The sequence below is a fragment of the Nocardiopsis coralliicola genome (genome assembly GCF_054779695.1).
Window position 1 is genome coordinate 1 of record NZ_BAAGXT010000050.1, and the last position, 12,347, is coordinate 12,347.

Annotated in this window: 10 protein-coding genes; 8 read left to right on the forward strand and 2 right to left on the reverse strand. The window is 76.3% G+C overall.

The genetic code is table 11. From position 1 onward, the window contains the following. Positions 1-177 precede the first annotated feature (177 nt). The 6 genes from ACYVGT_RS24255 to ACYVGT_RS24280 all read left to right on the forward strand — a co-directional run bounded on the left by ACYVGT_RS24255 (position 178) and on the right by ACYVGT_RS24280 (position 6,163). Positions 178-834 (forward strand): TetR/AcrR family transcriptional regulator, encoded by a 657-nt coding sequence (locus ACYVGT_RS24255; RefSeq protein ID WP_460862706.1) that lies wholly within the window; start codon positions 178-180, stop codon positions 832-834. Between the two features lie 185 nt (positions 835-1,019). Further along, entirely contained in the window at positions 1,020-1,373 is a 354-nt protein-coding gene (locus tag ACYVGT_RS24260; protein WP_460862707.1) for a hypothetical protein, read from the forward strand. A gap of 147 nt (positions 1,374-1,520) precedes the next feature. Continuing rightward, entirely contained in the window at positions 1,521-2,915 is a 1,395-nt protein-coding gene (locus tag ACYVGT_RS24265) for an MFS transporter (protein ID WP_460862709.1), read from the forward strand. 99 nt (positions 2,916-3,014) lie between these two features. After that, complete coding sequence (locus ACYVGT_RS24270; protein ID WP_460862710.1) at positions 3,015-4,487, forward strand: MFS transporter; 1,473 nt, start codon at positions 3,015-3,017, stop codon at positions 4,485-4,487. Positions 4,488-4,585: 98 nt separating this feature from the next. Next, positions 4,586-5,077, forward strand: a complete 492-nt coding sequence (locus tag ACYVGT_RS24275) for a hypothetical protein (RefSeq protein ID WP_460862712.1) — start codon at positions 4,586-4,588, stop codon at positions 5,075-5,077. A 180-nt stretch (positions 5,078-5,257) separates the two neighbouring features. Next, positions 5,258-6,163 carry a universal stress protein gene (locus ACYVGT_RS24280; RefSeq protein WP_460862713.1) on the forward strand — a complete coding sequence of 302 codons (906 nt, stop codon included), beginning with the start codon at positions 5,258-5,260 and terminating at the stop codon, positions 6,161-6,163. Between the two features lie 46 nt (positions 6,164-6,209). Here the strand turns inward: ACYVGT_RS24280 and ACYVGT_RS24285 are convergent, their stop codons facing one another. Both ACYVGT_RS24285 and ACYVGT_RS24290 read right to left on the reverse strand, forming a co-directional pair. Then, positions 6,210-7,961, reverse strand: a complete 1,752-nt coding sequence (locus tag ACYVGT_RS24285; RefSeq protein ID WP_460862715.1) for a sensor histidine kinase — start codon at positions 7,959-7,961, stop codon at positions 6,210-6,212. A gap of 778 nt (positions 7,962-8,739) precedes the next feature. Continuing rightward, positions 8,740-9,732, reverse strand: coding sequence for an Acg family FMN-binding oxidoreductase (locus ACYVGT_RS24290; protein ID WP_460862718.1), 993 nt, complete (start codon positions 9,730-9,732; stop codon positions 8,740-8,742). A 401-nt stretch (positions 9,733-10,133) separates the two neighbouring features. Here ACYVGT_RS24290 and ACYVGT_RS24295 point away from each other — a divergent pair, with 401 nt between their 5' ends. After that, a complete protein-coding gene (locus ACYVGT_RS24295) occupies positions 10,134-10,976 on the forward strand; it encodes an aldo/keto reductase (RefSeq protein WP_460862721.1) in 843 nt (280 codons plus the stop codon). Positions 10,977-11,095: 119 nt separating this feature from the next. Further along, the gene (locus ACYVGT_RS24300) at positions 11,096-12,214 is read left to right on the forward strand and encodes an FAD-dependent oxidoreductase (protein ID WP_460862724.1); all 1,119 of its coding nucleotides are present in this window, start codon (positions 11,096-11,098) and stop codon (positions 12,212-12,214) included. The last annotated feature ends 133 nt before the right edge of the window (positions 12,215-12,347 follow it).

The following is a 12,347-nucleotide window of genomic DNA, read 5'->3' on the forward strand; positions in this document are numbered from 1 at the left end:
CAGCGGCCGAGGGCGCCGGCGGCGGCGAGGGGGAGGCCGACGCCGCGGAACCGGCCGCGCGGCCCTGACCGCGCGCCCGCGCCCGCTCGGCCCGCTCCGGCCTGATCCGGGCGGGCCGCGGTGCGCGGTGGCATCCTTGAACCCCACGGAGGGTGCCGAACCGAGGAGGAGCGGGCGATGGTGCGCAGGGCCGGCGAGCGGACGCGCGGCAGCGGGGCCTGGGTGTGGAGCCGCACCGCCGAGACGCGCCGGGCGTTCCTGGACGCCGGCCGGTCGGTGTTCGCCGCGAAGGGGTTCGCCGAGGCGACGGTGGCCGACATCGTGGAGGGATCGGGGCAGAGCGTCGGCAGCCTCTACCACCACTTCGGCGGAAAGACCGAGCTCTACCTCGCCCTGTGGGAGCTGCACCAGGAAGACCTGGAGCAGGCGTCCTCCGCCGCAGTGGCGGACGCCCGCGCCGCAGGCGAGGCCGACCGCTTCGAGCAGTTCTCCGCCGGCGCCCGCGCCTACCTGCGCAAGTCCTGGGAGCGCCGGGACCTGGTCCGGCTGTTCGCCGCCATGGACGGCCCGCCCGGTTTCGCGCCGCTGCGCCGCAGCCGCGGCGCCGACTGGGTCCGGCAGAACACCGTCCTCCTCGAGGCCGGAGGCGGTGCGGTCGCCCGCCTCACCGTCTCGGTGCTGACCGTGGTGATCGGAGAGGCGGCCCGCGAGGTGGCCGTCTGCCCGAGCGCGGCGGAAGCGGACACCGTCACCGAGGCCGCGCTGGACCTCCTCCGCCGCATGGACCCCCTCGCCCAGGTCGAGGCGGCCCACCCCGACGCGCCCCGCGGATAGACGGTCCAGTCCGGTTCGGGGCCAGTCGTCAGGTGCCGCGATGCCACCGGGGAGTGGGTGGAGACACCACTTCGGGAGGGCAGTGGCGGCGAAGAGCGCGGAATCGTCCGCGAATGCCGATAGATTCCTTTCGCTTCGGAGGACTGTGCCGTGCCGGTGCGGCACGCGGACGATGGGGAGGGCCGATGAGGGTTGCGAATGCGGTGCGCTGGGCGGGGACCGCGGTGGGGGTCGCACTGCTGCTCGCCGGCTGCGGCGGGGTGGACGGCGAATGGGAAGCGGCATCAGAGGAGAACCCGATCGAGGTGCTCACCATCGACGGCAGCGAGGTCCAGACCCGGGGGGAGATGTCCTGCCCGGGGAGCATCACCGCCTCGGACGGCGGCCCCGCCACCATCGAACTCGACTGCGATGACGCGGCCCTGCAGGCGGTCGGCGCCGAGATGCGCCAGAAGGGCACGGTGGAGGTGGACGGGCTCACCCTGACCATCAGCTGGGAGGGGATGGGCTGGGGCGGATACATCGACAGCTTCCGCTGAACCGCTCCGCGGGCGCGCAGGCTCCCGGCGCGAGGCTGCGCCCCCGGCCGACCGCGCAGAGAACCGCCGCTGCTCCTCTAGCGCCGCGCTGTGACGCATGGCACCCTGCATCCCATTACTAGAAGAAGTTTCTAGGAATGGAGCGCAATGGCCGCGACGACCCCCTCGCGCCCACGGTGGGGCGCGCCGCCGGCCGCGGGAATCCGGGCAGCGGACCCGGCACCGTTCGGATGGGCGCCCCTCGCCGTGCTGTTCCTCGTCGGACTGGTCGACCGGATCGAGCACCAGATGCTGTCCGGCGTGCTTCCGCTCATCCAGGCGGAGTGGGGGATCAGCGACACGCTCGCCGGCAGCATCCCCACGGCGGCCGCCGTCGCCTCCGCACTGGTCGCGCTGCCCGCCGGCTTCCTCGCCGACCGCCGCAGCCGCACCCGCATCATCACCGTCGTCGTCTTCTGCTGGGCGCTGGCCGCACTCGGTTCTGGGCTGGCCGTCGGCTTCGCGATGTTCTACGCGATGCGCGTGCTGCTGGCCGCCGCCGAGCAGATCGACAACCCCGCTTCCTCCAGCCTGCTCGCCGACTACTATCCGCAGGTCAGCCGCCCCAAGGTGTACGGCCTGGTGCGGATGACCACCTACCTCGGCGGGATCGGCACCCTGCTGGGCGGGGTGCTCGGCGAAGCGCTGGGCTGGCGCGGCGCCTTCGTCGTCATGGCGATCCCCGGCCTGATCACCGCGCTGGTCGTGTGGCGGCTGCGCGAGCCGCCGCGCGGTGTCCTCGACGCCATCGCTGCCCGCGAGCAGGCGGCGGAGGCTTCCGAGGAGGCCGGTCCGGCGCAGGCGGGAGCCGACGGGGCGCCGGCGGAGGCCGGGACGCCGGCCGGGGTCACCGAGACGCCGCGGTTCGGCCGCCAGCTCTCCGCCGTCCTGCGCAATCCGACACTGGTGCTGCTCTCCCTCGGGCTGATGATGCTCACCGCCGGCCTCGCCGGGACCACCTTCTGGATGCCGTCGCTGATCGCCCGCTCCTACGACGTGGGAACCGGCGCCGCCGGCTCCATCGCCGGCCTGTCCTCCGTGGTCGGCGTCATCATCGGTACGCTCATCGGCTCCTGGCTCGGCCGGCGGGCGCACGGCGCCATCCGCGGCGGGCGGGTCGTCGTGGCGGGGTCCGGCGTGGTCTCGGGGTCGCTGCTGCTGGTTGGCGCCCTGATGACGGAATCGACGGTGCTGTTCACCGTCCTGCTCACACTCACCTCGGTGCTCAGTGCGCTGGCGATCCCCTGCGTCATGGCTTCGGTTGCCGACGTGGTGGGCGCCGATACGCGCGGTCTGGGCTTCGCCTTCCTCAACTTCCTGCTCACGATCGGCGCCGCGGTCGGCCCGATGGCCGTCGGGTACGCCTCCGACGCCACCGGGTCGCTGCACGTCGCCTTCTACATCCTCACCGTGCCCAAGGTGATCGGCGGTCTGGCGATGCTGGCCTGCTGGTGGACCTTCGACCGCGACGCGCGCAGGGTGCTCGACGCCGCCCGCGAATAGGCCCCTGCGCCCCGCGCCCCGGCAGCACCGGCGCTGCCCCGGTCCCGCGGGCCCTGCCGCACGCCATCCAGATCTGGGAACGGGATTGCCGGAGGTGCCATGGCCGGGCCGCAGCGGGAGACGGCGAACCAGACGCGGCCGGCCCGGCGGAGGTGGGGCGATCCGCCGGCCGGCGGTGTGCGCGCCGCCGACCCCGCGCCCTACGGGTGGGCGCCGCTGCTGGTGCTGTTCTCCGTCGGCCTCATCGACCGGGTCGAACACGCCCTGCTGGGCGGTCTCCTCCCGCTGATCCAGGCGGAATGGGCGGTCAGCGACGCCGCCGCCGGCAGTATCCCGACCGCCGCGGCGATCGCGTCGGCGCTGCTCGCCATCCCGGCCGGATATCTGGCCGACCGCCGCAGCCGCACCCGGATCATCGCCGTCGTGGTCTTCGTCTGGGCGCTGGCCACGCTCGGCTCGGGGCTGGCCGTCGGCTTCGCGATGCTGTACGCGATGCGCGTGCTGCTGGCCGCCGCCGAGCAGATCGACAACCCGGCGGCCAGCAGCCTGCTCGCCGACTACTACCCGCCGGCCAACCGGCCGAAGGTCTACGGCCTGGTCCGGATGACCACCTACCTCGGCGGGATCGGGCTGATCCTCGCCGGGCTCCTCGGCGAGATCGCCGGCTGGCGGCTGGCGTTCGCCGTGATGGCTGTGCCGGGGCTCATCGGCGCGCTGCTCGTGCTGCGGCTGCGCGAGCCGCGCCGCGGCCACATCGACGCCGTCATCGCCCGCGCCGAAGCGGAGGACGAGCTCGGAGCGGGACCCGGAGGCGGCGGAGCGGCCAGCGGCAGGAGCGGCCCCGTGACCGGTGCCGCGGCGCGCGGCCAGAGGGCTGCCGGCCCTGACGCCGCCGACCCGGCAGCGCCGGCGCCGGCCGCACCGCCGTTCGCGCAGCAGGCGGCCGACGTGCTGCGCACCCCCACGCTGGTCCTGCTGTCCGTCGGGCTCATGCTGCTCACCGCCGGGATCACCGGGATCCACTTCTGGCTGCCGTCGCTGATCAGCCGCGACTTCGGCGCCGGGGTGGGGCTGGCCGGCACGGTCTCCGGTGCCACCTCGGTCTTCGGCGTCGTGCTGGGCACCCTGATCGGATCCTGGCTGGGGCGGCGGGTGCACGGTGCGCTCCGCGGCGGCCGGGTCCTCGTCGGCGGGCTCGGTGTGGTGGCCGGCTCGATCGGCCTCGGCCTGGCGGTCACCGCGGACACCCTGCCGGTGCTGGCGGCTGCGCTGGCCCTCGCCTCCACCCTGAGTTCGATCGCCATCCCGTGTATCACCGCGTCGGTCGCCGACGTGGTGGGCGCCGAGTCCCGCGGGATCGGCTTCGCCTTCCTCAACTTCCTGCTCACCGCGGGCGGCGCTGCCGGCCCGCTCGCGGTGGGCGCCGCTTCCGATGCCACCGGGTCGCTCGTCGCGGGGTTCTGGTGGCTGATCGGGCCGATGGCCGCCGGCGGCCTGCTCATGGCGGCCTGCCGGCGGACGTTCGAGCGCGACGCGCGCAAGGTCCTCGACGCCGCCCGCGGAGCGCAGTGAACCGGCAGGTCCGGCCCTGCCGCACGGCTCGCGGCCGGATGCGGACTTTCCGCGTGCGCCGGGCCGGTGCGGCGTAGCCTCCGGCCGAGGTGATCGGAGTGAAGCTCAGAGAGCGCTTCCGCAGGTGGCTGCGGCTGCGGCGGCCGCCGCCAGACCGGCGCCGCCCGGACGCGGCCGACCGGACGGGGGATCCCGGGCGCGCCGCGCGTACGGAGCAGCCGCGGCGCCGGCTGCAGCGCGGGCGCAGCGGCACCGTCGAAGGGAACGGAGTCCGGATCGAAGCCGACCCGGCCGTGCTGGTGGTGAAGATCGAGTGGCGGACCTTTCGAGGCCCGGAGTGGCGGGTGCGGACGCGGGTCCGGTGGGACGACGTCACTCATATCGCCTTCTGCACCGACCGCCACGACCCGGTCCCGTCACTGCGCGTGTGGGGGAGCGCGCCGGGCAGCCGGCGGCACATCCTCGACTCCGGCGGGCTGACCGCGGCGGGCTGGGCGGAGCTGTCCGCCCAGGTCGCCGCGTCCACCGGCGGCCGCCTCCGCTTCGATCCGGCGGGGCGCGGCCGCGGCTGCCCCGGGCCGGACTGGTGAGTGCACCGCCGCTGCGGGCGGAGCCGCCGCCGCGCTTGGTGCCTCCTTGCCCCGGTTCAGGGCGCACGGTTGGCGGGCCGCGCTCCCCCGGAGGCCATCCGGACGGCGCGACACGGCCCTCTGGCCGAGGTGGAGCGGCGGCTGCGCGGTGACACTGGTGGGAGACGAGAGGACGGTGCGATGGGCGAGTACGGCGGGGCGGCGGACGGGCCGGAGATCGTGGTGGGGATCGACGGGTCGGAGACGAGCAGGGCGGCGCTGGACTGGGCGGCGGACGCGGCGCAGCGCAGGGGGATGCGGCTGGCGGCGGTGCACGCCCTGAGCATGCCGGAGGTCGCGATGCCGTTCGCGGCCGCGGTCCGGATCAACCCGTCGCAAGAGATCACCGACCGGGTGTCGGTGCTGCTCACCGCGGCGGCCGAGCGGGTCGCCGAGCGGCATCCGGGGGTGCGGATGCGCTCGGAGTACTCACTGCAGGATCCGGCGCCGGCGCTGATCGGCGCCGCTGAGGGCGCCGCGATGGCGGTCGTCGGTTCGCGCGGCCTGGGCGGTGTGGGCTCGCTCTTCCTCGGCTCGGTCGGCGACCGGGTCGCCGCACACGCCGCGGTACCGGTGGTCGTCGTGCCGCCGGGTGCCGCGTTCGACACTCCGCGTGCCGGTCGGATCACCGTCGGCGTGGACGGTTCCGAGCACGCGGCAGCGGCGCTGCGGTTTGCGCTGGCCGAGGCCGCGGCGTCCGGCGCGGCCGTCGCGGCGGTGTACGCCTGGCAGCTGCCGGTGCCGTTCACCGTGCCGCCCGTTGCCGCCGACGAGCCGGCTTTCGACCGCGATGCGTTCGCCGCGGCCGCGCTGGAGCGGGCCCAGGCCGCAGTGGACGGGGCCCGCACGGCCGCCACGGAGAGCGTCCCGGTCGAAATCTCGGTGGTCGAGGACCAGGCGGCGAACGCCCTGCTGCAGGCCAGCCGCGGCACCGACCTCCTCGTCGTCGGCTCCCGCGGCCGCGGCGGCTTCACCGGTCTCCTCCTCGGCTCGGTCGGCCGCTCGCTGCTGCACCACGCACAGATCCCGGTCGCCATCGCCCGCTGAGGCGCGCGGTCTCTGCAGGGGCGTGCGGGGAGCAGCCGGGGGAGGGTCAGGCGGGGAGGGGGACGCGCCAGACGAGGCGGGTTCCACCGCCGGCGGTGGGGGTGGCGGTGCAGGCGCCGTCGAGGCGGGCTGCGGAGCGCTCCAGCGGCAGCGGCACCAGGCCCGCCGGGCGGGCCCAGTCGTCGACGACCTCCACGGTCAGCCATCGGCGCTGCTGCGGAGCGGCCGGGATCCGGTGCTGCAGGGTGTGTCCGCCGCCGCGGCGGCGGCGGCGCTCCGCAGCGCCCTGGGCCGCGCTGCCTTCCTCGGTGGTGACGGCGACGCTGACCTCGGCGCGGGAGGCGTGCCGGGCGGCGCCCGACAGGGCGTCCCGCAGTACCGCGAGTACGTCGCCGACGACGGGGTCCGGCACGGCGTCCAGCGGGCCGTCGAACCGCAGGCCGACGGTCACCCGGGGCGCACCGTCGGTCGCGTCGGAGGTGGCGGAGTCGATGACGTCGAGTACTCCGCCGCGCAGCGACCGCTGCCCCGCGTCGGCGCCGTTGAACGCGAAGACCGCGTCCCGGGTGCGGCGGATCGTCGCGTCGAGGTCGTCCACGGCGCGCTGTACGCGGCGCGCCGGGTCCGGGTCGGCGATGCGGTGCACGGTGCCCGACAGCGACATCGCGACGGAGGACATCGGGCGTATCGCGGCGTCGTGCAGCTCCTCGGCGATGCGCTCGCGGTCGCGCAGGACGCTGACGCGGCCGGCGTCGGCGCGTGTCTCGGCGGCCTCCAGGACCAGGGCCGCGTGCTTGGTGAAGACCGCGAGGGATTCCGCGGCGCCCGCCGGGCACCCTGCGCCGGCCGGAAGGCCCAGCAGCAGGACGCCGCGGTCGGGGCGGCGCCCGGACAGCGGGAGCAGCATCGCTGAGCCCAGGTCCAGTCCGCGCAGGAGCGGCTCGGTTGCCGCTTCGGCCAGCTCCACCTGCTCGCCGGACCGGTGCACCCGCCCGGCCGGCCCGGCGTCCAGGGGCGTCCGCCGCCCGGCGACGGCGCTGAGCGCAGTGCGGATGGCGGGAGTAGGGGTGCCGTCGGCGGGTGCGGCGGCTCCGCCGTCGTCGGTGCAGGCGACGACGAGCTCGTCGCCGCCCGGGGCGGGTACGGCGATGGCGGCGACCTGCGCGCCGCACAGCCGGCGCGCCCCGGCGGCCGTGCGCTCCAGGAGTTCGGCCGGTCCGGCGCCGGTGAATGCGGACAGTTCGTCGCACGCCTGCTGGCAGCGGCGGCGGCGCTCTGCTTCGGCCCGGTGCCGTGCGTTGTCCAGCGCCACGGCGCAGCTGGCGGCCAGCGCCGACAGCGGAGTGGTTCCGCTCTGCGGTGCCGCGCCGCGCAGCCCGAGGGCGAACAGCGCGCCCAGATACTCGCCGCGCACTTCGAGCGGCACCGCGACCAGGTCGGGGAGCGGGCCTGCGGCGCGCCACGCCGGGTCCTCGGCCGGGACGGGCACGGAACAGGGGCCGCTGCCGGCCGCCAGCAGGGAGAGGGCTCCCGGGCCATGGCCGAGGGCGGCAGCGAGGTGCGCGGAACCGTCGTCGGCGACGTAGCGCTCGACTCCGTCGAGCGCGGCGGTGACACCGACGACGCCGTGCCGGGCGCCGGCCACTCCGGCGGCGGCGCCGGCGGTGTGGGTGAGCAGCTCGCCGACCCCCTGCAGTGTGCCCGAGGCGGAGAGCGCGTTGGAGAGGAGGTCGAGCCGGGTCGCGGCGGAGGGCGGCTCGGACGCGGAGGGGGCGTCCGGGATCCGTCGTGCGGCCATGTTCTGGTCTCCCCGATCGCAGGCATCGTCGTGCAAGCCAGGCCGTGCAAAACCGACCGTGCAGAACCGGGGCGGATTCTCACCGGGAGTCTAGAGGACACAGACGCGGGGTGAGGGGCGAATGCGGGAATCCGTGGACCTTCTCCGCAGTCCCCTCCGCTGACCTGGCCCCGCCCGGCCGATCGGAACCGCTACGCGCTGTGTCGGGCCGAGCGGATCTCCGGGCATAACCGGTCCCAAACGCAATTGCGCCGAAGCAGATGCCGTGCGCCGCCCTCCCGGGGGCGATCGGCCCTGACCGGGAGCCGCCCCCCGCAGTCCGCCGGGCCGGCCGCTGCGCGCGCTGCCGTGCGTCCTGGACCGCCGATCCGATCGCGCGGCGGGCGCCCGCGTCGCGGCGGCCCACCGCATCCACCGGCACAGGGTCCCGGTGCGGGTGGCTGCCCGGGACGTTGTGCCCCCAGACGTCCCGGCAGTGCGCCGCCCACCGGGGAGCAGGCTGCCGGGACGGTCCTGGGCGGGGGCCGGCCGGGCGCCGCACGGTGAGGGGCCGGGGCCCGCGCGTGAACATCGGCCCGAGCCGCACGCGGCTGCCGGGCAGCGGCAGCCGCAGTGCACCAGGGCCGGGTTTCCCGGAGGGGGGTCGGCTGTGCACGGGAGCGCTGGTGCCGGTCCGTCCGGCCGGGGATGCGGGCACCTCGCCGGGCGGCACGGCGCCGCGGGGGAGATTCCGCTTGCTCGGCGTGCCGGCGGCCGGGCGGCAGGCCGCCGGCACGGTCTAGGGTGCGGCGGGCTGGGTGCCGTAGGGGAGCAGGCGGCCCAGGCGCAGGAGCATCTGGGGGTGGGCCCCGTCGCAGAAGCCCTCCGCGATGAAGCGGCGGAGGTGCGGTTCCTCGAGCGGCTGGGTGTGGAAGGCCGCGGCGATCCCTTCGGCCGCGGCGGTGAGCAGGACGCGCTGCAGTGCGTGGCCGGCTGCCAGCCAGTCGGCGCGGTCGTCGCCGGGCGTGCTCAGCAGGGCGACCGTCCCGGTTGCGTCGCCGCGCACCGGCAGGATCCCGGTGCGCCCGGAGGCGCCGTAGTCGCGCCCCGGGAAGCCCGCCGCGGCGGCGCCGGCGCCGCCCTCGGCCGGGAAGTCGGCCGCGTTCACCCCGTCCGGACGCAGGTCGCTGGGGCCGCGCACCCAGGATGCCAGCTCAGCGCAGCGCTGATCGTCTTCGCGCTGCAGCAGCTCGGCCGCCGACACCAGGCCGGCCAGAGCGCGGATCCGGCCCGGACCGGTCACCGGCTCCAGGCGGGCGCCTTCGCCGGCGGCCGCCGCGATGAGTGCGCGCACGGCTGCCACGTCGTCGATGTCGGTCAGGAACGGGCCGCGGTGGGTGCGCCGCAGCGGCAGTGCGCGGAACAGGCGCAGGTCGCCGTCGCCGGGCGCTGCACCGGCGGTGCCGCGCTCCGGGGGGCCGGCGGCGATCTCGGCCAGCAGGCCCGGGCTGGACGGGTCCGGGAGTAGCGCGACGCGGTGGACCACGCCGCTCGCCCGGAGCGCCAGACGGGCGTTGAACACCGCGGCGCCGCAGCTCAGTACCAGTTCGCGGCCGCCGGGGGCGGCGCCGGCCAGACGCCGGGCGTCGTCGGTACCCACCCGCATGCGGGACCCGCGCACCGCAACCGTCCACGGCCGTGTGCCGCATACCGACGGGGCGCGCCGCGCGGCGTCCTCGGCCGCGCGCCACGCGCCGCTGAGCTGCTCATCGGCCACCTGGTCGACGTCCATCCTCCGCAGTCCGCTCCCCTCCGCTGCCCGGTCTCCCCCCGCCTCCACCACACCCGCCCGCGCGAACTGCGGTTAGAGGCGAAGGATCGCCCGATGCGGGCCGGAAGTCCCCCCGGCCGGCGCTGTCCCGCGGCCCGCCGGGCGGCGCTGCGGAGCTGGCAGTGCCCTCATCATGGCGCGGCGCTCAGGCGGCGCAGCAGTGGGCCCGCAGTTGCGGCGCTGGGAGCGCTCCCGCTGGTCGGCGGCGCGGGCCGCCGCGCGCCCCCGCCGCGTCCTTTGCCGCGCCCGGGCGCCGGACTAGGGTCGGTCACCGGATGCACCCGGCCGCGCAGCGCCTGCGGCGGGCGGATGCACCCCCGCCGCGACACCGATGCCGCACCGACGACCGGAGGCCGAGCGCCATGCCCGCCACCATCCCGACCACCACGCTCGCCGACGGCACGCCGCTGCCCGCCGTCGGCTTCGGCACCTACCGGCTGAACGGAGCCTCCGGCGCCGACGCGATCGCGTCGGCGCTGCGCACCGGCTACCGGCTGCTGGACTCGGCGTTCAACTACGGCAACGAGGGCGCCGTGGGGGAGGGCCTGCGCCGCTCCGGGGTGCCGCGCGCCGACGTGCGGGTCACCTCCAAGCTCCCCGGGCGCTTCCAGTCCTACGACAAGGCGCGCCGCACCGTGGAGGAGTCCGTCTTCCGCGCCGGCCTGGACTTCATCGACCTGTACCTCATCCACTGGCCCAACCCTGCGCAGGGCCTGTACACCGAGGCGTGGCAGGCGCTGGTGGACGCGCAGCGCGACGGCCTCATCGCCTCGATCGGGGTGTGCAACTTCCTGCCCGAGCACCTGGAGCGGATCACCGAGGCCACCGGCGTGGCGCCCGTCGTCAACCAGGTCGAGCTGCACCCCTACTTCCCGCAGGACGAGCAGCGCGCGTGGGACGCGGAGCACGGGATCTGCACGCAGTCCTGGAGCCCGCTGGGCCGCGGCAGCGCGGTTCTGGAGGAGCCGGCGCTCACCCGCATCGCCGAGCAGACCGGGCGCACGCCCGGGCAGGTGGTCCTGCGCTGGCACCACCAGCTCGGCGCGGTGCCCATCCCCAAGGCGGCCTCGCCGGAGCGGCAGCGGCAGAACCTGGACCTGTTCGACTTCGCGCTCGACGACAGCCAGATGGCCGCGATCGCCTCCCTCGCGCGCGCCGACGGGCGGCTCAAGGACCAGGACCCCGCGGTCTACGAGGAGTTCTGAGGGGCGGAGCTCGGGCGGGTGCGCCCGGGGCGCGTGGCGCACGGCGGCGGGCGGTCGGGAGAATGGCCTCCGGAGCGGCGCCGTGCGCGCCGGATGCGGGCGAGAGCGGGAGGAGCGCCGTGGCGGAACTGCCGGGAGAGGTGGAGGCCGCGGTCGTCGGCGGCGGGCTGACGGGTGCCGCTGCGGCGTGGGAGCTGGCCCGCCGCGGGCGGGAGCCGCTGCTGCTGGAGCGCAGTGCGGCCGGGCACCGCGAGGGGAGCTCGCACGGCAGTGCGCGCATCGTGCGGCGCGCCTACACCGACCCGTTCCACGTGCGCGCGACCGGCCGGGCGATGGAGCTCTGGCGCGAGCTGGAGGACGACGCCGGGCGGCCGCTGCTCCGCCTGACCGGCGGTATCGACCACGGCGGCGCGGCGGAGCTCGCGGCGACCGCGGCAGCGCTGCAGGGCGAGGGGGTGCCTTTCGAGCGGCTCAGCCCCGCGGCTGCCGAGCAGCGCTGGCCCGGATTCCGCTTCGACGGCGGCGTCCTGTTCCACGCCGAGGCCGGCACCGTCGACGCCGGCGCGGCGGTCGAGGCCTTCACCGACCGGGCCGGTGCGCACGGCGCCCAGGTGCACGCGCACACGCCCGTCGAGCGCATCACCGTCGAACCGGATGCGGCTGTCCTGCACACGGCGCGCGGTACCGTGCGGGCACGCCGGGCCGTGGTCGCGGCGGGCGCCTGGCTGCCGGGACTGCTGGGCGGACTGCTGCCGCTGCCCGCGCTGACCGTCACCCAGCAGCAGGTCTTCCACTTCCCGCGCTCCGGACTGGCGGCGGACGCCCCTTCGGTGATCCACCACGGCGGTGCGGCGGTCTACAGCCTGGCCGGCGGCCGCGACGGCGGGCCGGGCGACGCCCGCAAGATCGCCGAGTACCGCGACCCGCTGGCCCGCCCGACCACGCCCCGGGACCGCTCCGGCACGGTCGACCCGCGGGCCCGCGACCGCGTCACCGGTTACGTCCGGCGCTGGCTGCCCGGCCTGGAACCGGTCCCGTTCAACGAGGCCACCTGCCTCTACACCTCCACTGCCGACGACGAGTTCCTTCTCGACCGCTCCGGCCCGCTCGTCATCGCCTCGCCCTGCTCCGGCCACGGCGCCAAGTATGCGCCCCTCGTCGGCGCCTGGACCGCGGACCTCGCCCAGGGCGCCGCCCCGCCCGCCCCGCGGTTCTCGCTGGCGGCGCCCCGGAGCTGACCGCCCGGCGGCGCCGGGGCCGCTGCGGCGGCGCGCCGCCGGGGACGGCGGCTGCGGCCGGCACCGGGCCTTTTCGCAGAGCGGCGGCTTCCTCCGCGCCGAGCAGGGGGGTGGTGGCGCTGACAGGACCGGC

Bases quoted from the DNA above. Each gene is read 5' to 3' on its own strand.
- ACYVGT_RS24255 (WP_460862706.1), top strand. From the start codon at position 178: ATGGTGCGCAGGGCCGGCGAGCGGACGCGCGGCAGCGGGGCCTGGGTG.
- ACYVGT_RS24260 (WP_460862707.1), top strand. From the start codon at position 1,020: ATGAGGGTTGCGAATGCGGTGCGCTGGGCGGGGACCGCGGTGGGGGTC.
- ACYVGT_RS24265 (WP_460862709.1), top strand. From the start codon at position 1,521: ATGGCCGCGACGACCCCCTCGCGCCCACGGTGGGGCGCGCCGCCGGCC.
- ACYVGT_RS24270 (WP_460862710.1), top strand. From the start codon at position 3,015: ATGGCCGGGCCGCAGCGGGAGACGGCGAACCAGACGCGGCCGGCCCGG.
- ACYVGT_RS24280 (WP_460862713.1), top strand. From the start codon at position 5,258: ATGGGCGAGTACGGCGGGGCGGCGGACGGGCCGGAGATCGTGGTGGGG.
- ACYVGT_RS24285 (WP_460862715.1), bottom strand. From the start codon at position 7,961: ATGGCCGCACGACGGATCCCGGACGCCCCCTCCGCGTCCGAGCCGCCC.
- ACYVGT_RS24290 (WP_460862718.1), bottom strand. From the start codon at position 9,732: ATGGACGTCGACCAGGTGGCCGATGAGCAGCTCAGCGGCGCGTGGCGC.
- ACYVGT_RS24295 (WP_460862721.1), top strand. From the start codon at position 10,134: ATGCCCGCCACCATCCCGACCACCACGCTCGCCGACGGCACGCCGCTG.